The following is a 20,223-nucleotide window of genomic DNA, read 5'->3' as shown; positions in this document are numbered from 1 at the left end:
TCGGACCACCGTCACGGTAACGACCGTTCACCCCCCGCAGGCAGGACCCGAAAGGGCGATCTGCTGGGCCGATCAGGTCCCGCCGCCTCCGGGCGGCCCCCGAACTCACCCGGCGGCCACGGGCTCGGCCGAGCCGGTTACGGCTCACGTCCGCCGTTCGCGGACAGCAACCCGCGGACCCGTTCGGCGGTGTCGACCGGTCCCGCCCCGGGCAGTCCGTCCAAGATCTCCAACGCCGCGGTCCAGTTCTCCCGCGCCTTCGCGGTGTCCCCGGCTTCCTGCCACGTCAGGCCGAGTTCGGTCCGGGCATCCGCTTGGCCGTGCAGGTCCGCCAGCTCTCCCAGCACCTCCAGGCAGCGCTCGAAGCAGTCGACCGCCTCGGGGAATCTCCGCCACCTCTGGTAGGTGATCCCCAGGTTGGACAGCGTCCTCGCCATGTCGTGGTTGTTGTCCACCGCCTTGGCCATGTCGATGCTCTTCCGGTGGTGCTCGACGGCACGCGCGAAATCGCCGAGTTCCCGATAGCAGATGCCCACGTGGTTGATCACCCGGGCGATGGCGATCTCGTCCTCGACGTCCTGGCAGATGCGCAGGTCCCGAACGTGGTATTCGAGGGCTTCGGCGGGCCTGCCCAGCAGGCGGTTGGCCAGTCCGAGGTTGTGCAGTACGTTTCCGCCGCGCTCCGGGGCTCCCAGCTGCTCGAAGATCCGGAGCGCCTGCCCGCACGTGGCGACCGAGTCGTCCAAGCGCCCCATCACCCGGTAGACCTCACCGAGCCGGTTCAGGGCTCGGGCCTCCCCCTCCCGGTCACCGATCCTCCGCAGGATCTCCAAGGACTGGTGAAGTCGCGCCAACGCCTCGTCGTGCTGGCCCCGCTGGCGGAAGAACCTGCCGACGTTGGTGGAGGTTCAGCGCCATCCGCACCACGGTGCGCGACGACAGTTCCGAGGTTGCTCCGCTCCTTGTCGGTCCACGCCAGCGCTTCCTTCACGCCCGCGAAGCGGTTCGACTCGGCCGGCTTCCCCACGCACCACAGGTTGGTGTCGTGGAAGGCTGCTGCGTAGTAGTCGATCAGGCGATTGACCGCGATCCTGCGCTCTGAGTCCTCCTCGGGACAGCCTGCGGAGCATCTCGCGGGTCTGATGGACAGGCGTGCCGGCGAGCGCCGCCACCGCCTCGGTCTCCAGATCACCATTGGGGTGCATGCCCAGCAGCCGGAACAGGCGCGCGTGTCGGGCGTCCAGGCTTGTGCAAGACAGGTCGAAAGCGGCTCGCACGGCCAGGCTCCCGTCGTAGTTCAGCACTTCCAGCCGCTTGCGGACGTCGACCAGCGCGTCCGCCATCTCGGTGATCGAACGGTCCGGATCGGCCACCAACATCGCTGCGGCCACCCGGATGGCCAGCGGAAGACCTCCGCACAACGTCGCCACCCGGCTCGTCGCGGTCGTGCCGGCGGAGGCGCGACGGTCGTCCGGGTCGCTCGCCCGGAGGATGTTCGCGAGCATCGTCACGGCCTCGGCAACCGGAAGCACGTCGACGTGCATCGACCGCGCGCCATCCAGATCCGCCAGCCGGTCTCTGCTGGTCACCAGCACTCGGTGCGCGGAGGTCCCGGGTAAGAGCGGCCGGACCTCGGCGCTCGCCGAGGCGTTGTCGGCGACGATCAGGGTCCGGCGTCGAGAACTCAACGCGGTCCGCCAGGGACCCGTCGTACCCGCGCAGGTCGATCATGATCACGCCGCCGGGGAACCAGCCCCTGCTTTCCGCCACGTGTGCCGCGCGGACCGCCGGCGCTGTCTTGCCGACGCCGGGAAGGCCGCCGAAGGCCCACACCACGATGGGCACTCCGTCCGCTGTCGGCGTCAGCGACGACAGGAGCAGGTCCAGTTCGTGTTCCCGACCCACGAACACCGGCTGGGCGGGCAGGCCCGCCACTGCGGTCGGTCGGGCGGGCACCGGGATCACCACGGTGCCCGAGCCCGTGCGACTTCGGGCAGCAGCACCGGACGCTTCGCTGTGTGCGCTGTCCATACGGGCAGTCTGGAGGCGCACACAGCGCGTCGGGAGCGGCCGAGCGGGTTACAGGTCCAGGCCGGTGAGGACGAGGACGTGCTCCTCGGTCAGGTCGGTCATCGCGGCGTGCACGCCCTCGCGGCCGGTGCCGGATTCCTTCACGCCGCCGTAGGGCATCTGGTCCGCGCGGAAGCTCGGGACGTCGCCGACGATCACGCCGCCGACCGCCAGCCGCTTGGACGCCTTGAACGCCAGCCGCACGTCGTTGGTGAACAGGCCCGCCTGGAGGCCGAACCGGGAGTCGTTGACCTTGTCGAACGCCTCCTCCACCGACTCGACCCTGGTCAGCACGACCACCGGGCCGAAGACCTCCTCGTCGACGACCTTGCAGTCCGCCGGCACGTCGGCGAGCACGGTCGGCGCGTAGACCGCGCCGTCCCGGGTGCCGCCCGTGAGCAGGGTCGCGCCCGCCGCGACGGCCTCGTCCACCCAGGTCTCCACGCGCTGCGCGGCGGCCTCGTTGATCAGCGGGCCGACGTCGGTGGCCGGGTCCTGCGGCGCGCCGGTGCCGAGCTTGCGCACGTGCGCCACGACGGCCTCGGCCACCGCGTCGTACACGTCGGCGTGCAGGTAGACCCGCTGCACCGAGATGCACGACTGCCCGCCCTGGTACATCGCGAACGTGGCGATCCGCTGCGCGGCCCAGTCCAGGTCCGTCCAGTCCGGGCAGACCACGGCCGCCGCGTTGCCACCCAGCTCCAGCACGACGTGCTTGCGCGGCACGCGGTCCAGGATGCCGTAGCCCACCGGGCCGGAGCCGGTGAACGACACGACCGGCAGCCTCGGGTCCGCGACCAGCTCGCTGGCGACCTCGTTGGGCACCGGGATGACCGACCACGACCCGGCCGGCAGGTCGGTCTCGGCCAGGATCGAGCCCAGCAGCAGCGCCACCAGCGGGGTGGCCGGCGCCGGCTTGAGCACGATCGGCGCGCCCACCGCGATGGCCGGCGCGACCTTGTGCGCCACCAGGTTCAGCGGGAAGTTGAACGGCGCGATGCCCAGCACGACGCCGCGCGGGGCACGGCGGACCAGCGCCAGCCGCCCGGACGCGGCCGGGTCGGTGTCCAGGCGCTGCAACTCGCCGGAGAACCGGCGGGCCTCCTCGGCGGCCCAGCGGAACGTCGACACCGCCCGGGCCACCTCCATCCGGGACCACTTGAGCGGCTTGCCGGACTCGGCGGTGATCAGCGCCGCGACCTCCTCGGCGCGCTCGGCGAGGCTGCGGGACACGTGGTCCAGCGCGGCGGCACGGGCGTGCGCGGGCAGGGACGCGAACTCCTCGGCCACGTCCGACGCGGCGGCGACGGCCCGTTCCACGTCCTGCGCCGTCGCGTTCGACGTGGTGCCGGCCAGCGCGCCGTCGTACGGGCTGCGCACCTCCACCACGTCCGCGCTCGACGTGGCCTGCCCGGCGACCCAGTACGGGGTGTTCATCGTCCGACTCCTTCGACAATCGCGTGTTCCAGCACCGCCAGGCCCTCGGCCAGCACCCCGTCGGGGATCACCAGCGGGGGCAGCAGGCGGATGACGTTTCCGTACGTCCCGCAGGTCAGCACGACCACTCCGGCCGCGTGGCACGCCTTGGCCACCCGCGTCGCGACCTCGGGCGTCCGGTCGGCGAACTCGACGGCCAGCATCGCGCCGCGCCCGCGCACGTCGCCGCGCCCGCCCACCGCGGCGCGCAGCCGGGGCAGCACGGTCGCCTCGATCCGCCGGGCAGCGGCGTTGAGGTCGAGTTCGGCCATGGTGTCGATCGCGCCCAGCGCGGCGGCGCACGCGACCGGGTTGCCCCCGTACGTGCCGCCGAGCCCGCCGCTGTGCACCGCGTCCAGCACGTCGGCGCGCCCGGTCACCGCCGCCAGCGGCAGCCCGCCGGCGATGCCCTTGGCGGTGGTGACGAGGTCCGGCACCACGTCCTGGTGCTCGGCGGCGAACCACGCGCCGGTGCGGCAGAACCCGGTCTGGATCTCGTCGGCGACCAGCAGCACGCCGCGCGCCCGGCACCAGTCGGCCAGCGCGGCCAGGAACCCCGGCGCGGGCTCGATGAACCCGCCCTCGCCCTGGATCGGCTCGATCAGCACGCACGCGGGCGTCCCGACCTGCTTCTCGACCAGGTCGACGGCGCGCGCGGCGGCCTCGGGGCCGGTCAGCCCGTCGCGGTAGGGGTAGGACATCGGCACGCGGTACACCTCGGGCGCGAACGGCCCGAAACCGTGCTTGTAAGGCATGTTCTTGGCGGTCAACGCCATCGTGAGGTTCGTGCGCCCGTGGTACGCGTGGTCGAACACGACGACCGGCGCGCGCCCGGTGGCGTGGCGGGCGATCTTCACCGCGTTCTCCACGGCCTCCGCGCCGGAGTTGAACAGCACCGAGCGCTTCTCGTGCGTGCCGGGCGTCAACGCGTTGAGCCGCTCGCACACCTCCACGTACTCCTCGTACGGCGTGACCATGAAGCAGGTGTGGCTGAAGCGGTCGATCTGCGCGTGCACGGCCGCCGCCACGCGCGGCGCGGGGTTGCCGACGCCGGTCACCGCGATGCCGGACGCGAGGTCGATCAGCCGGTTGCCGTCGACGTCGACCAGCAGGCCGGCCTCGGCGCGGTCGACGTAGACGGGCAGGGTCGAGCCCACCCCGGCCGCGACCGCGCCCTTGCGGCGGGCGGCGAGTTCCAACGACCGGGGGCCGGGGATCTGGGTGCGCAGTCGGGTCACGGGTCCAGCATCCGTCCCCGGAGCCGAACCGGCCAGTGGAGGAAATGGCGAACCTGGGTGTGAACCCTGTACAAAGTGTCCATGCCGCTCACGCTGGAGGGCCTGGCCCGCGAGGTGGGCCTGCCGGTGCACGTCGACGCCGGGCTGGACCGGCCGGTCGCCTGGGTGCACAGCACCGAGCTGGCCGACCCCACGCCGTTCCTGGAAGGCGGCGAGCTGCTGCTGACCACCGGCATCGCGCTCGGCCCGCACCGCGCCTACGTGCGCCGGCTGGTCGACGCGGGCGCGGTCGGGCTGGGCTTCGGCACCGGCCTGAGCCACGCGACCGTGCCCGCCGACCTGGTCGACGCCGCCCGCGCGGCCGGGCTGCCGCTGGTCGAGGTGCCGCGCAAGGTCCCCTTCATCGCGATCACCAAGGCCGTCTCGCGGGCCGTCGCGGCCGACGAGTACGCCAACCTCACCCGGACGAGCGATGCCCAACGGGCGCTCACCCGGGCCGCGCTCACCTCCACGGAGGCCGTGGTGCGCCGGCTGGCCGTGCTGGTCGGCGGCGCGGTGGCGCTGCTCGACGCGTCCGGCGAGACCGTCCACGCCGGCGGCGAGCTGCCCGACCTGCGCGACGAGGCCCGGCGGCTCGGCGTCGGCCCGGCGGGCTCGGCGTGGCAGGAGGGGGAGCGGCACCTGGCGATGCAGGTGCTCGGCCGGCGCGGCTACCTCGCCGTGGCCACCGCCGGTCCGCTCGACGCCGCCGACCGGCACATCGTCAACACCGCCGCGTCCCTGCTCACCCTCGCGCTGGCCCAGTCCGACGCGGTGGACGGGGTGCGCCGCGAACTGCGCACCGCCCAGTTCCGGCTGCTGCTGGCCGGGCAGCCGGTCGCCGACGCGCCGACCGGCCCGTTCCGGGTCTTCGTGCTGCCGAAGGACATTTCCGGGACCGACCAGGCCGATCCGCCCGGATTCCGGGCCGAGCACGAGGGCCGCGTCGTGGTGCTCGCGCGCGAGATCGACCGGCCCGCGCACGCCTCGGGAGAGGTCGACGCGGGCAGCGTCGCGCGCGGCTACCGGGAAGCCCTGCGGGCCGCCGAAGAACACGTCGCGGACTTCGCCGACGTACCCGGATCCGGTTTGCTGGCAACGGATGTGGCCCACCACGCGGCCACCCTGCTGGCCCCGCTGGACGTGCGGCTGCGGGAGTCGCTGAGGGTGTGGCTGGGCTGCCACGGCCAGTGGGACCCGGCCGCCGCCGCGCTGGGCGTGCACCGGCACACCATCCGCAACCGGATGCGGCGCGTGGAGGAGCTGCTGGGCCGTTCGCTGGACTCGCCCGGGGTGCGAGCGGAGCTCTGGTTCGCCTTGCACGCCGGCCAGTAGTCTGAGCCCGGCGCCGCCGCGTCCAGCCTGGGTACCAGGGGGAATCTTATGGCGCGTTTCCGCTTCCTCGCGCACGCGGCCGCAGCGGTGACCGTGGCGGCCGGCCTGCTCACCGCCGTGTTCACCGGGACCGCGAGTGCGTGCAGCTGCTTTCCCGGCGACAACGAGTCCTGGCGCTACGCACGGGCCGACCACGTGTTCGTCGGTCTGGTGACCGCCAAGCGGCGGGACACCACCCGCGACCAGTTCGTCTACACCGTCGTCGTGAGCAAGGAGTACAAGGGCGACGTGCCGCGCCGCGTCGACGTGGCCACCCACGTCCAGGGGACGGCGTGCGGCATCGAACTCACCATCGGCACCAAGTACCTGGTGTTCGGCAAGGGCGACAGCACCGACCGGCGCGTGGAGTCCCACCTGTGCGACGGCACCCGCCTCGCGTCGGCGGGACCGCCGGTCACCACGGGGCCGCCGACGTCCACGACGCCGACCCCGACCTGTTCGACTTCCACCGCCACATCGACCTGAGGGGGATCCAGTGGCGCGTTTACGTTTCCTGGCCCACGCCGCAGCCGCGGCGACCATGGCCGCGGGGCTGCTGACCGTGGTGTTCACCGGCACGGCCAGCGCGTGCAGTTGCCTGCCGGGTGACACCGAGCCGCAGCGCTACGCGCGGGCCAACTACGTGTTCGCCGGCGTCGTGGTCGGCGAGAAGCTGGAGACCAACAAGCCGGAGACGCCGTACGACGACCAGTACCGCTACACGGTCAAGGTGAGCAAGGAGTACAAGGGCGACGTGCCGCACCGCGTCGACGTGCTCACGTCCACCAGCGGCTCGCTGTGCGGCATCCGGCTGACGGTGAACACCAAGTACCTGGTGTTCGCGAACGGCGACCTGGCCGTCGGGACGCTGGGCACGCACCTGTGCAGCGGCACGCGGCTCGCGTCGGGCGGCCCGCCGAACACCGTGCCGTCGCCCACGCCCACGACGACGACACCGCCCACGACGCCCTGCGCCACCGCCGCGCCGTGACCGGGTGACCGCCGGTCCGCACGGGCCGGCGGTCATGCCTCGTCGCGCTGGTACTCCTCGTCCGGGTCGGCGTCCGCGTCCTGGGCGTCCCTGGTCTCGTCCACCTCGCCCAACGCCTCCAACTTGGCGTCCGGGTCGTCGATGAACTCGTCCAGGGTCGGCTCGTGTCCGGTCATACCGGCGGTTTACCCGTTGTTGCGCGAACCCGAACACGGCGATCGTCGCCCAACCGGGGAAACGCGGCGGTTTGTGACGGGAGTGCTACGGCCAGATGGACTCGAAACGGCAAACGGGGTAGCCCGCTTGCGGAGCGTGACGGTAGTTTCCGGCGCACGGATGGCTCGGTCAGCGCAGCGGAGGTCGGCCGGATGTGGGACGGGGACCTGACCGGTGAAGTGGTCGACGGGCGGTACGCGTTAGGCAACCTCTACGGGTCCGGTGGCATGGCCGAGGTCTACCGGGCGTTCGACACCAGGCTCGACCGCAAGGTCGCGATCAAGCTGTTCCAGGGCACCGCGACGCCCGAGGACCAGATCCGGCTGGACCGGGAGGCCCAGGTCCTGGCCGGGCTGAGGTGCCCCGGCGTGGTCACCGTGTACGACACCGGCTCCTACCGGGGCCGGCCCTTCTACGTGATGCAGCCCGTCGAGGGCGGCACGCTGCGCCGCCGGATGCGCGAACCGCTCGCGCCCGAGGTGGTCGCCCGGATCGGCGCGCAGATCGCCGAGATCCTCGCCCACGTGCACCGGCACGGCGTCGTGCACCGCGATGTGAAACCTTCCAACATCCTGCTCGACCCCGGCGAGCGGCGCGCCTACCTGGCCGATTTCGGGTTGGCGCTGCAGGCCCAGGTGACCAGGGTGACCCGCTCCGGGATCCTGGTCGGCACGGCCGGCTACCTCGCGCCCGAGCAGGTGCGCGGCGCGGAGGTCGGGCCGGCGGCGGACGTCTACGCGCTCGGCCTGGTGCTGCTGGAGTGCCTGACCGGGCGGCCCGAGTACCCCGGCGGCGACACCGAGGCCGCGCTGGCCCGGCTGCACCGCGAGCCGCGCGTGCCCGAGCACCTGCCCGCCCGGTGGGGCGAGGTGCTGACCGCGATGACGCACACGCTGCCGTCCAAGCGCCCGTCGGCGGCCGAGAGCGCCCGGCTGCTCGCCTCCGCCGAGAAGGCCAGCCTCGGGGCGTCGCCGCTGACCGAGGTCCAGGCCGCGGTGCGGCCCGAGCCGCTGGTGGACCTCGGGTCGGCGGCGGGGGCCGAGCCCTCTGCGGCCACCGGGGCGCGGCCGACGTCGCGGCGGCGGGCCGTGCTGCTGTTCGGCGGGGTCGCCGTCCTGGTGGTCGCGGTCGCCCACGCGGCGGTGTTCGGCCTGCGCGACACGCCGCCGGCGGACCTGCACCAGCCGCCGACCACGACGACGCACACGGTGGTGGTGACGCAGGCGCCGTCCACGGTGACCGTGGTGGAGCAGGCGGACCGGCCGGAGACGGTGGTCGTGACCGAGGTGGTCCAGCGCAGGGCGCAGCCCGCACCGGTCGAACCGGTCGAGGAGGTCCGGCCGACCACCGGCGTGACCACGACCTCGGAGGTCGAGCCGACGGTGGACATCCAGCCGACGAAACCCAACGGCAAGCCGAAGAAGACCGCCGCGGCGCCCCCCACCACCTCCGACGGTTGAAGGGTCGGCGCCCGCGGCGCGCACCCGCCGCTCCCGGCCCACGCCCGGGGCCGGCCCCGGTAGCGGGGCCGCTGGTCAGCGCAGGGCGGGCAGCAGCTCGTCGCGGGCGAAGTCCAGGAAGCCCTCCTGGTGCGCGCCGCCGACCTGGACCAGCGCGAGGTCGGTGAACCCGGCGTCGGCGAACGCCCGCGCCGCCTCGACCACCGGGCCCGCGTCCGGCCCGCACGGGATGCTCTCCGCGACGTCCGCCGGCCGCACGAACCGCGTCGCCGCGGCGAACCCGGCCGGGCCGGGCAGCTCGGCGTTGACCTTCCAGCCGCCCGCGAACCAGCGGAACTGCTCGTGCGCGCGGGCGACCGCGCGGTCCCGGTCCGGGTCCCAGCAGATCGGCAGCTGCCCGATCTTGCGCGACGCGCCGCCCTGGAACACGTCCCACTCGCGGGACAGCTCCGCGTCCGGCTCGACCGCCACCATCGCGTCGGCCAGCGGCGCGAACGTGCGCACCGACTGGCCGCCGGAGACCGCCACGGCGATCGGCACCCGCTGCTCGGGCAGGTCCCACAGCTTCGCCGAGTCGACCCGGAAGTGCTGCCCGGAGTGGTTGACGTACCCGCCGTCGAACAGCAGCGAGATGATCTCCACGGCCTCCCGCAGCATCTCGTGCCGCACGTTCACCGGCGGCCACCCGCGCCCGGCGACGTGCTCGTTCAGGTTCTCGCCCGCGCCCAGGCCCAGGGTGAACCGGCCGTCGCTCAACAGTTGCACGGTGGCGGCCTTCTGCGCGACGACGGCCGGGTGGTACCGGAAGGTCGGGCACGTCACGTAGGTCATCAGCCCGACCCGCTCGGTGGCCTGGGTGACCGCGCCGAGCACGCTCCACGCGTACGGCGAGTGCCCCTGCGCCTCCAGCCAGGGCGAGTAGTGGTCGCTGACCACCTCGAAGTCGAACCCGGCCCGCTCGGCGAGCCCGGCGTGCCGCACCAGGTCCCGGGGTCCGGCCTGCTCGGTCATCAGGGTGTAGCCGATCCGCACGCGTCCTCCTCGGGCCAGGGGGCGGGCACCCCGCGCTCACGCGGCTCGGCCACGCCGAACCCTCCGGTCCGCGCCCGCCCGGCTCGCCGGACCGCCGCGCGGTCCCACCCAAGACTCCCCGACGACCACCGCCCGCGCATCCGGGGCGTTCCGGCGGCACGGGCGGCGGCCGGCCGCCGCGAACCCGTCAGTCCACGAACCCGGTGATCAGCCGCACCCACTCGGCCGGTGCCTCCAGGGCGGGCGCGTGGCCGCTGTCCAGTTCCGCCCAGCGCGCGCCCGGGATCGCGGCGGCCAGCGCCCGCGTGCACGACGGCGCGATCAGCCGGTCGTGCTTGGTGCCGATCACCAGGGTGGGCACCCGCAGGTCGGCCAGCTCCGCCGTCAGGTCGATCCGCTGCACCAGTTCGACCTGCTCGTCCGCGCCGGGCGGGGTGGTCACCGCGACGATCTCCAGGAAGCCCTCGGTCTGCTCGCCGGTCATCGACCGCCGGAACGGCTCGCCGAGCACCACCGACATCACGAACCGGGCCAGCTCCGCCGGGTCGTCGCCGGCCAGCAGCCGCCGCCACTGCTCGGTGCGGGCCCGGGTGGCGTCGTCGATCTTGGCGAACCCGGCCGTCAGCACCAGGCCGGTCACCCGCTCCGGGTGCCGCAGCGCGGCCCGCACCGCGACCGCGCAGCCCATCGAGTAGCCGACGATCGCGAACCGCTGCTCACCGGCCGCCGCGACCAGCCGGTCGGCCAGGTCGTCCAGGTCCAGCGGCCCGTCGGCGCGCGGCGTGGTGCCGGAGCCCGGGAAGTCCACCGAGTACACCGGGCGGGTGCGGGACAGCGTCGGGATCACCGAGGCGAAGTTCGCCCGCACGGTGCCGCCGGCGCCGTGCGCGAACAAGAGGGCTGTGGTCACCTGGTCGATTCTGCCGGGCGCGGGCGGTGCAGCGCGGCGATCTCGGTGCGGAGTGAGGACCGCAACCAGCGCGGATCGGCCATCCGGTCCTGGTCGGTGTTCAGGCAGACGTGCACGCCCGTCCGGTACACCGTCAGCGCCACCCCCACCGCGTGCCCGGCGGCGACCGGCGGCACCGGGTACACCTCGCGCAGCTCGGCCCCGTCCAGCCGCAGCGGCACGCCGGGCAGCGGCACGCTGGTCACCAGCGCGTCGAACAGCAGCGGCGCGCACCGGCCGGCGATCGGCGCGGCGAGCCGGTGCACGGCGGGCGGGAGGCGTTCGGCGAGCAGCGGCAACGCCCCCGCGCCCCGCTCGGGACCGGCGGCCTTGTGCCGCTCCATGGTCGCCCGCACGGCCCGCAGCCGCTCGACCGCGTCCGGCTCGCCCACCGGGAGTTCGCACAGGAACCCGGAGATCCCGTTGCCCGCGCCGCCGGCGCCGCGCCGGGCCACCGGGACCAGCGCGCGCAGCGTCGTGCCCTCGTCGGCGCAGCCGTGCGCGACCAGCCACTGCCGCAGCGCGCCGGTCACCAGCGCCAGCAGCACGTCGTTGACGGTCCCGCCGTGCACCCGCCGCACCCGGTGCACCTCGTCCACGCCCAGCCGCGCCATCACCACGTGCCGCCGACGCGCGGACAGCGACACCACGGGGGAGCGCCGGGCCGGCGGACGGGCACCGCGCAGCACGTCCGACGCGATCCCGGCGGTGCGCGCGAGGTCCATCACCGACCCGAACAGACCCTTCGCGGGCCGTGCGGCGGGCACGGCGGGCAGGGCGCGGTCCGCGTCGTCCAGCAGCCGCAACCCCAGGCCGACCGCTTTCACCCCGTCGCACAACGCGTGGTGCAGCTTGACCACCACCGCGAACCGACCGCCGCCCAGCCCGGTCACCACGTGCAGCTCCCACGGCGGCCGGCCCAGGTCCAGCGGCTGCGCCATCAGGTGCGACACCAGCGCGGCCAACCGGTCCTCGGGCACCTTCGGCGCGGCGCGCAGGTGGTGGCCGACCACGTGGTCCTCGACGGTGAAGCCGGGGTCGTCCACCCAGGTCGCGCCGCCCGGCGGCAGCCACGACGCCCGCGCCCGCCGGCGCAGCGCGGGCACCTCCCGGGCGCGTTCGCACAGCAGCGCGACGATCCGCGCCGGGTGCACCGGCCGTTGCGGGGCGAACTTGGCGACCGCGCCCAGGTGCATCGGGTTGCGGTCGTCCTCCAGGCACAGGAAGGCGACGTCCAACGGGCTGAGCCGGCTCATGGCGGTTCCTCGGGCGTTTGGGGGAACGTCCAGGCAACCAGGCGCGGGTGACGGTGGCGTGGCAGCGACGTGACGTGCCCGGGACATCCGGCCCGAGTGCTCGCCCCACCGCGTGGCCTGCTGGGCGACCTTGACCGGCCCGCGGCCCGCCGGCGTCGGGGCGGAGGGCGGTCGGTTCAGGTCGCGCCGGCCGCCGTCCGAGGTGGGGCCGGCTGGTGTGGAGCCCCCCCGGCCTGCGGCTCGGCGGCGTGAGGGCGGAGGGGTTGGCTCGGATCGGGCCGGCCGTCTGCTGGGTGTGGGTCGGTGCAGGTCGAGTCGGCTACCGCTGGAGCGAGGCCGGCTCGTGTCGAGCCCGGCCTTTGCGTGCTGACGTGAGGGCGGACGGGTCGGCTCAAGCTGGGGCGGCCGTGCCCGCTGGGCAGGAGGCGGTGCAGGGTCGGGTCGGCTCCGCTGGAGCGAGGCCGGCTCGCGTCGAGCCGCGCCGTTGCGTGCTGAAGTGAGGGCGGACGGGTCGGCTCAAGCTGGGGCGGCCGTGCCCGCTGGGACGTGGGTCGGCGCAGGTCGAGTCGGCCACCGCAGGAGCCAGGCCGGCTCGTGCTGAGACCTGCCGTTGCGTGTTGACGCTAGGGCGGAGGGGTTGGGCTCATGTCGTGCTGGCCGTAGAAGGGGTGTGTCCAGGTCGGTTGGCTGCTGCCTGCCAGAAGCGCGGGCCGGTCCAGGTTGGACCGGTCGCCGTCGAGGCCCGGCGGTGTGAGGCCGGAGGGCGGTCAACTCATGTCGTGCCGGACGCCGATGAGCGGTGTGCGCAGATCGATTGCTGCCCAACCGCAGCGCAGCTCGCATTGACGACCGCCAGGGCGAGGCCGGGCCGTTGCGTGCCGGCGTGACGGCGGAGGGCTGTCGGCCCATGTCGTGCTGGTCGTCGAAGGGCGGTGTGTCCAGGTCAAGCCGGGTGCCGCCGGCTCCGGAGCGTGGGTCTGCGCAGGTCGGATCGGTAGCCGCCGGGGCGGGGCCGGTTTGTGCGGAGCCCGGCCGTTGCCCGCCGGCGCGACGGCGGAAGGTGGTCGCCCAGGTCTTGCCGGCCATCGATGAGCGGTGTGGCCGGCTCAGGGGCCTGCCCGGTGCGCGGATCGGCTATCGCCAGGACACGGACGGCGCGCCCGTCCACCGATCTGCGGACCGCTGGAGTGAGTTCGGCGGGCGGTCGGCTCAGGCCAGGCTGGCTGCCGATGAGCGGTGTCCGAAATCGGGTGACCGCCGCCTGCCCGGAGCGCCGGACCGGAGGAGGTCGAGTCGGCCGCTGCCAGGTCGAGGCCGGCTCGTGTGGAGTCCGACCTGCGGCCCGCCGGGGCGGGGCCGGCTCATGTCGAGGTCTGACCTGCGGCCCGCTGTAGCGCGGCTGGAAGGTGGTCGGCTCAAGTCCGGCCGGCTGCTGCTTGTCCGGAGCGCCGAGGCGGAGGAGGTCGAGTCGGCCGCCGTCGGAGCCAGGCCGGGTTCGTGTCGCGTCCGACCTGCGGCTCACCGTCGTGAGTGCGGAAGGTGGTCGGCCCAGGTCGAGCCGGCCACCGGAACGAGACCGGCTCACGTCGAGCCCGGCCGCTGCCCGCCGGCACGTGGCCGGAAGATGGTCGTCCCGCATCGGACCCGCCCGCCGGCGAACGGCTACAGGCGGTGCGGTCGGCATCGCGCCTCGACCGGGGTGCGGTGGCCGGGGCGTGGCGGGCTGGTCTGGCGGTGTGGTCAGCGGGTGTCGAGGTAGACGCGGATCGCGGTGCCGTCTTCGCGGGTGTGCACGCGGACGAGGTCGCACAGGAGGTTCACCAGCATCACTCCGTAGCCGCCGTGCGCGGACGGGCCGGGGTGGCGGCGGCCGACCATCGGGTTCGTCAGCCGGCCGCCGTCGCGGACCTCGCACACCGTCGCCGTGCCCTCCCGCCACAGCAGCACCGTGCCGCGGCCGTCGGCGTGCACGACGCTGTTGGTCGCGAGTTCGTTGACCGCGAGCACCAGGTCCTCCACCCGCTCCTCGGGCAGGCCGGCGTCGCGCGCGAACGCCGCCACCACTTGCCGGGTCCCGGTCAGGCCGTCCACGTCGAACGGCCGCTCCAGCGCGTCCGGCGGAGGTGGTGGCAGCGGGCGGTTGAACTCCTCGAAGGTCAGCAGCGGGTCGCGGTAGCCGGTGCTGGCCCGCCGGCGGGTGCCCTCGACCACGACCGGGTGGGTGGTCTCGGCGTCGTCCAGCACCGACGGGGCCAGCCCGCCGGCGTCGTACGCGCACAGGATCCACGCCGGGCGGTCCTCGAACGCGGTGTTGACCAGGGCTTCGTGCTGCACGCAGGCGGGGTATTCGAGGTCCGTCCGTCCGGCCCACACCGGTTCGCCCACGATCCGCACCCGGCCGCCGCGCCCGCCGTCGGTGAACGACGAGAGCACGCCCGGGATGATCCGGCCCGGGTTGCGGCCGGCCCGCGTCATGTCCAGGAACTCCACCCGGTCCGCGTCCGCGCCCAGCGCGCCCCGGAGCAGGTCGACCTTCGGCCGGGGCACGGCGACCAGCACCGGTTCGCCCGCCGACAGGCCCTCCAGCACGAACGGCGCGCTGCCCGCCACGTATTCGTCCGCGTCGCGGTAGAGCAGTGCCTCGTGCACGAAATCGACCACTGGGGGAGCCTCCGAACGGTTGCCTGCGGGAGGTCTACCCATTCAGTATCGCCCGCGAACACCGCTCCCGGACGTGCGCCGCAGGCACACACGTTTGACGGGGTCCAGCCCGCGCTCCGCCTCCTCCTCGACGATCGCCGCCAACGCGGGGGTGAGGTCGGCGATCTCGCGGAAGCCGAGGCGCTCGTAGTAGGGCGCGTTCCACGGGATGTCGCGGAACGTGGTGAGCGTCAGACCGTCCAGCCCCCGGGCCCCGGCCCACTGCTGGACGTGGTCGAGCAGCCGCGCGCCGATGCCGCGCCGGGCCTGGTCGGGGTGCACGCTGACCTGCTCTACGTGCGCGAACCCGTCGACCTCGGCCACCGCGATCCACGCCACCGGGTCGGGGTCGGCGGCCACCCAGACGTGCAGCCGGGCCAGCACGTCCAGCGGCAGGTGGTCGTCGTCGGCGATCTCGGGCATCCCGAAATCGCGGAACGGCTCGCCGGAGGCGTCCTCGATGTCCTGGAGGAGGGGGAACTCGTCGGGTCGGGCGGGTCGGATGTCCACGCCGGGATGATCGGCCGCCCGGCCGGTGCGGCTCAACCCGATTGCCGCGTGGCCGTGTCGCGCGTCACCTCGGACCGGATCGTCGCGGGGTCACCGCGGCCGGGTGGAGTTGGAGCGCTGGTCGGGGATCGCCCGGCCCGCGGCTGCCGCCGTCACGTCCGGGAAGTGCGGGAACAGCCGGTCGAGGTCCATCTTGCCGAACACCCGCCGCACGTGCGGCGGCACGGCGGCCAGCCGCAGCCAGCCGCCGGCGCGCTGCGCCCGCGCGCGCGTGCGGACCAGCGCGCTCATGGCCTGCGCGCCGCAGAACGCGACCCCGGACATGTCCAGCACGATCCGGTCCCGGCCCTCGGTCACCAGGCGGTCCAGTTTGTCCAGCACCCGGCGGGCCCCCGCCAGGTCCAGCTCCCCGGTCGCGACGACCACCGCGCACCCCGTCCGGTGGGCTTCGACCGACAACGCCAGCATTCCCTGGTCCCCTCACGCCACCCGGCAGATCTCGTCGTCGCCCAACCCGATCAGGGTGAGCAGCAGCCCTTCCCGCGTCGACCACGGGCAGATGGCCACCTCGTCGTGCCCGGCGGCCGTCATCAGCGCCTCGGCCACGACCGCGCCCGCCGCGCTCTGCCCGGCCCGGTGCCGGGAGATGCCCGGCAGGCGCGCGCGTTGCCGCTCGGGCATCGCGGCCAGCCGCCGCGCCCATCGCCGCAGGTCCGCGACGTGCAGGGAGCGGCGCACGTCCGGGCCGTCGCGCTGGGGGCGCGCCCCGGACAGCCGGGCCAGCTGCTGGAAGACCTTCGAGCAGCCGACCGCGAAGTGGTCGCGCAGGTCGCCCAGCGCGGCGATCGCGTCGAGCACCGACACCCGCAGCTCGTCCGGGTCGACCGGGCAGCGGGACAGGGTGCGCGCGCCGTAGGGCAGCGTCGCCGCCGCCACGGGTTCGCCCGCGGACCCGGCGGCCACCTCGACCGTGCCGCCGCCGATGTCGAGCACCAGCATCGGACCGGTGTCCGCGCCGAACCAGTTGCGTGCCGCCAGGTAGGCCAGCCGGGCTTCCTCCACACCGGACAGCGACCGCAGCGCGACCCCGGTGCGGCGTTCCACCTCGGCGAACACCTCGGTCGCGTTGGGCGCGTCGCGCAGCACCGACGTCGCCCACGGCAGCACCTCGCGCACGCCCGCGCGCTGCGCGACGTGGTGTGCCTCACGCACCGCCGCGACCACCTGGTCCACTCCCGACCTGCGGACTCCGGCGTTGCCGTCCAGACTGAGGTCGAGCCGCAGTCGGGTCTTGTGGGACAGCACGGGGCGCAACGCCGGGTCGTCGACCACGACGAGGTGCGCGCTGAAGCAGCCGACGTCGAGCACGCCGACCTGACCTGGTCCTCCGGACATCCGTTTACGCCACCGCCCACTCTTCGAAGCCCCGGGGTTCCCACGGTGACATCGGGTGAAACCACGCATAGTTTGCGTAGCCCTACGTACTACTACCCGGATTGTTCGTGGTCGCGCGTCGCCCGAAGGTGGAAATCACATGGCCGCCAGTCCTCACCGACCCCTGCATGGCGGCCGAGTGGAACGGAGAACACCCCATGCGACAGGATCGCTCGACCCCGAGACGGGTCGTGACCGCGTGCCTGGCGACGTCGGCGCTGATGGCCGGTGTGGGCTACGGGTACGGGTACGCCGCAGAAGGCACCATCCGCGGTGCGGGCGCAGCCGGTGCGGTCAAGGACGCCTACATCGTAGTGTTCAAGGACAGCGCGGTCGGCGCGCAGCAGACCCCGGCCAAGGCGGGTGACCTGGCCGCGAAGTACGGCGGCAAGCTCAAGCTCACCTACACCGCCGCGCTGCGCGGCTTCTCGGTGTCGATGAGCGAGGCCCAGGCGCGCAAGCTCGCCGCCGACCCGGCGGTGGACTACGTGGAGCAGGACGGCATCGCCAAGGCGACCGGCGTGCAGGACAACCCGACCTGGGGCCTGGACCGGATCGACCAGAAGAACCTGCCGCTGGACAAGAAGTACAACTACGCCAACACCGCGTCGAACGTCACCGCGTACGTCGTGGACACCGGCATCCACAAGGCGCACAGCGAGTTCGGCGGCCGGGCGGTCGACGGGTACGACTTCATCGACAACGATTCGGTCGCGCAGGACTGCAACGGCCACGGCACGCACGTCGCGGGCACCATCGGCAGCAACACCTACGGCGTCGCCAAGGGCGTCAAGCTGGTCGCGGTGCGGGTGCTCGACTGCCAGGGCCAGGGCGAGTGGTCGCAGGTCATCGGCGGTATCGACTGGGTGGCGAAGAACGCCGTCAAGCCCGCCGTGGCGAACATGAGCCTGGGCGGCGGGGCGGACTCCTCGGTGGACAACGCGGTCAAGAAGGCCATCGCGGCCGGTGTCACCTTCGCCGTGGCGGCCGGCAACGACAACAAGGACGCGTGCTCCACCTCGCCCGCGCGGACCCCCGAGGCGATCACGGTGAACGCCACGGACAGCTCCGACACCCGGTCGACGTTCTCCAACTACGGTTCGTGCACGGACATCTTCGCGCCCGGCACGGGCATCACCTCGACGTGGAACAACGGCGGCACCAACTCCATCAGCGGCACGTCCATGGCGACGCCGCACGTGGTGGGCGCGGCCGCGCTGTACCTGTCGGGCAAGCCCTCGGCCGCGCCGGCCGAGGTCGCCAAGGCGCTGACCGACAACGCGACCAGCGGTGTCGTCAAGAACGCGGGTTCGGGTTCGCCGAACAAGTTGTTGTACACGGGATTCATCGGTGACGGTGGCCCGAACCCGCCGTGTTCCGGGGGGTCGAACACGGATGACGTGGCGATCCCGGACGCGGGTTCGGCGGTGTCGAGCAACGTGACGGTGACGGGTTGCGACGGCGTGGGTTCGGCGTCTACATCGGTCAAGGTGGACATCAACCACACCTACACCGGTGACCTGGCGATCGATCTGGTCGGTCCGAGTGGCAATGCGATCGTGTTGCGCAAGTCCGGTGGTGTGGGTTCCGCGAGCGGGATCCACGAGACGTTCACGGTCAACACGGGTTCGGAGAACAAGAACGGCACGTGGAAGCTGCGCGTGACGGACGTGTACTCCTACGACACCGGCACCGTCGACGGCTGGTCGATCTCCTTCTGAACCGAACCCGATTTCCCCCCTCTCCACCGGTAGTCCCCCTCGATCGGACGGTTCGCGGCTGCCGCGCCGCGGACCGCACCATCCCTGTGTTCGTGGAGGAACAAGATCATGGGAACACCACTCAAGGCCGTGGCGGTCGTCGCCGCGCTGGCCACGCTCGGCCTGACGCCCCCGGCGTCGGCCCAGGCGGAAGCCGACTACGTCAAGGCGCGCCAGCCGTTCGCGGGCAGCTTCCTGGTGTCGCTCAAGGACGTCCCGCAGGACCGGGCGTCCGGCCAGGCCCAGATCCAAGCGCAGATCCAGCAGACCTCGGAGCACCTCGTCGGCCGCTACGGCGGCAAGCTGAAGTCGGTGTTCTCCGTGGCCATGCGGGGCTTCCTGGTGCGCGACCTGCCGGACGGGCAGGCCCGCAGGCTGGCCGCCGACCCGGCGGTCAAGCGGGTCTTCCAGGACGGCACGGCCAAGGTCGCCGACACCCAGAACAACGCCACCTACGGCATCGACCGGGTGGACCAGAAGAACCTGCCGCTGGACACCAAGTACACCTACAACACCACCGCGTCGAACGTCACCACGTACGTGCTCGACACGGGCATCCGCAAGACCCACAGCGAATTCGAGGGCCGCGCGAACTACGGCTACGACTTCGTGGACGAGGACGCGGAGGCGCAGGACTGCAACGGGCACGGCACGCACGTGTCCGGCACGATCGGCGGCAAGACCTGGGGCGTGGCCAAGAAGACCAAGCTGGTCGCGGTGCGCATCCTCGGCTGCGACGGCAGCGCCCCGGACTCCGACGGCGTCGAGGGCATCGAGTGGATCGCCAAGAACGCGGTGAAGCCCGCCGTGGTCAACGGCAGCTTCACCTTCGACACCCCCGGCATCGGTGACGACGCGATCGGCCGGCTCACCGCGGCCGGCGTGACGTTCGTGGTGGCGGCCGGCAACAGCTCGGCCGACGCGTGCAACACCGGCCCGGCGCGCAACACCAACGTGGTCTCGGTCGGCGCGACGGACAACAACGACAACCGGGCGTCGTTCTCGAACTACGGCTCGTGCGTCGACATCTTCGCGCCCGGCAACAACATCACGTCGGCCAGTCACTCCAGCGACACCGGCAGCGCCAACATGAGCGGCACGTCCATGGCCTCCCCTCACGTGGCCGGCGGCGCGGCGCTCTACCTGGCGGGCAACCCCTCGTCCACGCCCGCCCAGGTGCTCAAGGCGTTGACCGACAACGCGACCAACGGCGTGGTGAAGAACCCGGGTTCGGGTTCGCCGAACAAGCTGCTCTACACGGCGAACTTCGGCGGAGACGTGCCCAACCCGCCGTGTTCCGGAGGGTCGAACACGGATGACGTGGCGATCCCGGACGCGGGTTCGGCGGTGTCGAGCAACGTGACGGTGACGGGTTGCGACGGTGTGGGCACGGCGTCTACATCGGTCAAGGTGGACATCAACCACACCTACACCGGTGACCTGGCGATCGACCTCGTCGGTCCGAGCGGCAACGCGATCGTGTTGCGCAAGTCCGGTGGTGTGGGTTCGGCGAGCGGGATCCACGAGACGTTCACGGTCAACACGGGTTCGGAGAACAAGAACGGCACGTGGAAGCTGCGCGTGACGGACGTGTACTCCTACGACACCGGCACCGTCGACGGCTGGAGCATCACCTTCTAGATCTCCCGAAGACCAACTGACAGGTGCGGGTGAGGCGGGGCGACGTCCGGGTTGTGGGCGTCGCCCCGCTGCCGTGC

17 protein-coding genes and 1 pseudogene are annotated in these 20,223 nt (G+C 73.0%); 6 read left to right on the top strand and 12 right to left on the bottom strand.

All coding sequences use genetic code 11. The features are described 5' to 3' along the window. Positions 1 to 137: 137 nt before the first annotated feature. The 4 genes and pseudogenes from AC0HI0_RS21540 to gabT all read right to left on the bottom strand — a co-directional run. Positions 138 to 890, bottom strand: a pseudogene (locus AC0HI0_RS21540) (tetratricopeptide repeat protein); the annotation flags it as partial. A gap of 18 nt (positions 891 to 908) precedes the next feature. After that, positions 909 to 1,589 carry a hypothetical protein gene (locus AC0HI0_RS21535; protein WP_480934179.1) on the bottom strand — a complete coding sequence of 227 codons (681 nt, stop codon included), beginning with the start codon at positions 1,587 to 1,589 and terminating at the stop codon, positions 909 to 911. 490 nt (positions 1,590 to 2,079) lie between these two features. Continuing rightward, positions 2,080 to 3,507, bottom strand: coding sequence for an aldehyde dehydrogenase family protein (locus AC0HI0_RS21530; RefSeq protein ID WP_480934178.1), 1,428 nt, complete (start codon positions 3,505 to 3,507; stop codon positions 2,080 to 2,082). After that, the gene (gabT, locus tag AC0HI0_RS21525; RefSeq protein ID WP_480934177.1) at positions 3,504 to 4,784 is read right to left on the bottom strand and encodes a 4-aminobutyrate--2-oxoglutarate transaminase; all 1,281 of its coding nucleotides are present in this window, start codon (positions 4,782 to 4,784) and stop codon (positions 3,504 to 3,506) included. Before gabT ends, AC0HI0_RS21530 begins: the two co-directional genes overlap by 4 nt. Before the next feature lie 81 nt (positions 4,785 to 4,865). Between gabT and AC0HI0_RS21520 the strand changes: the two genes are divergently transcribed. Genes AC0HI0_RS21520 through AC0HI0_RS21510 form a run of 3 tightly spaced genes read left to right on the top strand, consistent with a single transcriptional unit; the run spans position 4,866 to position 7,188 of the window. Then, positions 4,866 to 6,158 carry a PucR family transcriptional regulator ligand-binding domain-containing protein gene (locus tag AC0HI0_RS21520; RefSeq protein ID WP_480934176.1) on the top strand — a complete coding sequence of 431 codons (1,293 nt, stop codon included), beginning with the start codon at positions 4,866 to 4,868 and terminating at the stop codon, positions 6,156 to 6,158. A gap of 48 nt (positions 6,159 to 6,206) precedes the next feature. Then, complete coding sequence (locus AC0HI0_RS21515; protein WP_480934175.1) at positions 6,207 to 6,683, top strand: hypothetical protein; 477 nt, start codon at positions 6,207 to 6,209, stop codon at positions 6,681 to 6,683. 10 nt (positions 6,684 to 6,693) lie between these two features. After that, positions 6,694 to 7,188 (top strand): hypothetical protein, encoded by a 495-nt coding sequence (locus AC0HI0_RS21510; protein WP_480934174.1) that lies wholly within the window; start codon positions 6,694 to 6,696, stop codon positions 7,186 to 7,188. Between the two features lie 32 nt (positions 7,189 to 7,220). Here the strand turns inward: AC0HI0_RS21510 and AC0HI0_RS21505 are convergent, their stop codons facing one another. Further along, positions 7,221 to 7,364 (bottom strand): hypothetical protein, encoded by a 144-nt coding sequence (locus AC0HI0_RS21505; RefSeq protein ID WP_480934173.1) that lies wholly within the window; start codon positions 7,362 to 7,364, stop codon positions 7,221 to 7,223. Positions 7,365 to 7,556: 192 nt separating this feature from the next. Here AC0HI0_RS21505 and AC0HI0_RS21500 point away from each other — a divergent pair, with 192 nt between their 5' ends. Next, complete coding sequence (locus AC0HI0_RS21500; protein WP_480934172.1) at positions 7,557 to 8,864, top strand: serine/threonine-protein kinase; 1,308 nt, start codon at positions 7,557 to 7,559, stop codon at positions 8,862 to 8,864. A gap of 75 nt (positions 8,865 to 8,939) precedes the next feature. Here the strand turns inward: AC0HI0_RS21500 and AC0HI0_RS21495 are convergent, their stop codons facing one another. The 7 genes from AC0HI0_RS21495 to AC0HI0_RS21465 all read right to left on the bottom strand — a co-directional run bounded on the left by AC0HI0_RS21495 (position 8,940) and on the right by AC0HI0_RS21465 (position 16,706). Continuing rightward, positions 8,940 to 9,896 (bottom strand): LLM class F420-dependent oxidoreductase, encoded by a 957-nt coding sequence (locus tag AC0HI0_RS21495; protein WP_480934171.1) that lies wholly within the window; start codon positions 9,894 to 9,896, stop codon positions 8,940 to 8,942. 187 nt (positions 9,897 to 10,083) lie between these two features. Next, on the bottom strand, positions 10,084 to 10,806 hold the full coding sequence (locus AC0HI0_RS21490) for an alpha/beta fold hydrolase (RefSeq protein WP_480934170.1): 723 nt from the start codon (positions 10,804 to 10,806) through the stop codon (positions 10,084 to 10,086). Next, the gene (locus tag AC0HI0_RS21485) at positions 10,803 to 12,101 is read right to left on the bottom strand and encodes a wax ester/triacylglycerol synthase family O-acyltransferase (RefSeq protein ID WP_480934169.1); all 1,299 of its coding nucleotides are present in this window, start codon (positions 12,099 to 12,101) and stop codon (positions 10,803 to 10,805) included. The genes AC0HI0_RS21490 and AC0HI0_RS21485 overlap by 4 nt, the downstream gene beginning before the upstream one ends. 1,740 nt (positions 12,102 to 13,841) lie before the next feature. Then, the gene (locus tag AC0HI0_RS21480) at positions 13,842 to 14,762 is read right to left on the bottom strand and encodes an anti-sigma factor RsbA family regulatory protein (protein ID WP_480934168.1); all 921 of its coding nucleotides are present in this window, start codon (positions 14,760 to 14,762) and stop codon (positions 13,842 to 13,844) included. A 42-nt stretch (positions 14,763 to 14,804) separates the two neighbouring features. After that, positions 14,805 to 15,311 carry a GNAT family N-acetyltransferase gene (locus AC0HI0_RS21475; RefSeq protein WP_480934167.1) on the bottom strand — a complete coding sequence of 169 codons (507 nt, stop codon included), beginning with the start codon at positions 15,309 to 15,311 and terminating at the stop codon, positions 14,805 to 14,807. 90 nt (positions 15,312 to 15,401) lie between these two features. Further along, positions 15,402 to 15,779: an STAS domain-containing protein gene (locus AC0HI0_RS21470; protein ID WP_480934166.1), complete on the bottom strand. Its 378-nt coding sequence runs from the start codon at positions 15,777 to 15,779 to the stop codon at positions 15,402 to 15,404. 12 nt (positions 15,780 to 15,791) lie between these two features. After that, entirely contained in the window at positions 15,792 to 16,706 is a 915-nt protein-coding gene (locus tag AC0HI0_RS21465) for a Ppx/GppA phosphatase family protein (RefSeq protein WP_480934165.1), read from the bottom strand. 197 nt (positions 16,707 to 16,903) lie between these two features. Between AC0HI0_RS21465 and AC0HI0_RS21460 the strand changes: the two genes are divergently transcribed. Together AC0HI0_RS21460 and AC0HI0_RS21455 are read left to right on the top strand one after the other, a co-directional pair. Continuing rightward, positions 16,904 to 18,466, top strand: a complete 1,563-nt coding sequence (locus AC0HI0_RS21460; RefSeq protein WP_480934164.1) for a S8 family peptidase — start codon at positions 16,904 to 16,906, stop codon at positions 18,464 to 18,466. Positions 18,467 to 18,574: 108 nt separating this feature from the next. Next, positions 18,575 to 20,146, top strand: coding sequence for a S8 family serine peptidase (locus tag AC0HI0_RS21455; protein WP_480934163.1), 1,572 nt, complete (start codon positions 18,575 to 18,577; stop codon positions 20,144 to 20,146). Positions 20,147 to 20,223 lie beyond the last annotated feature (77 nt).

The sequence above is a fragment of the Saccharothrix sp. NBAS 001 genome (genome assembly GCF_056640475.1).
This window is presented reverse-complemented; position numbering and strand designations above follow the sequence as displayed.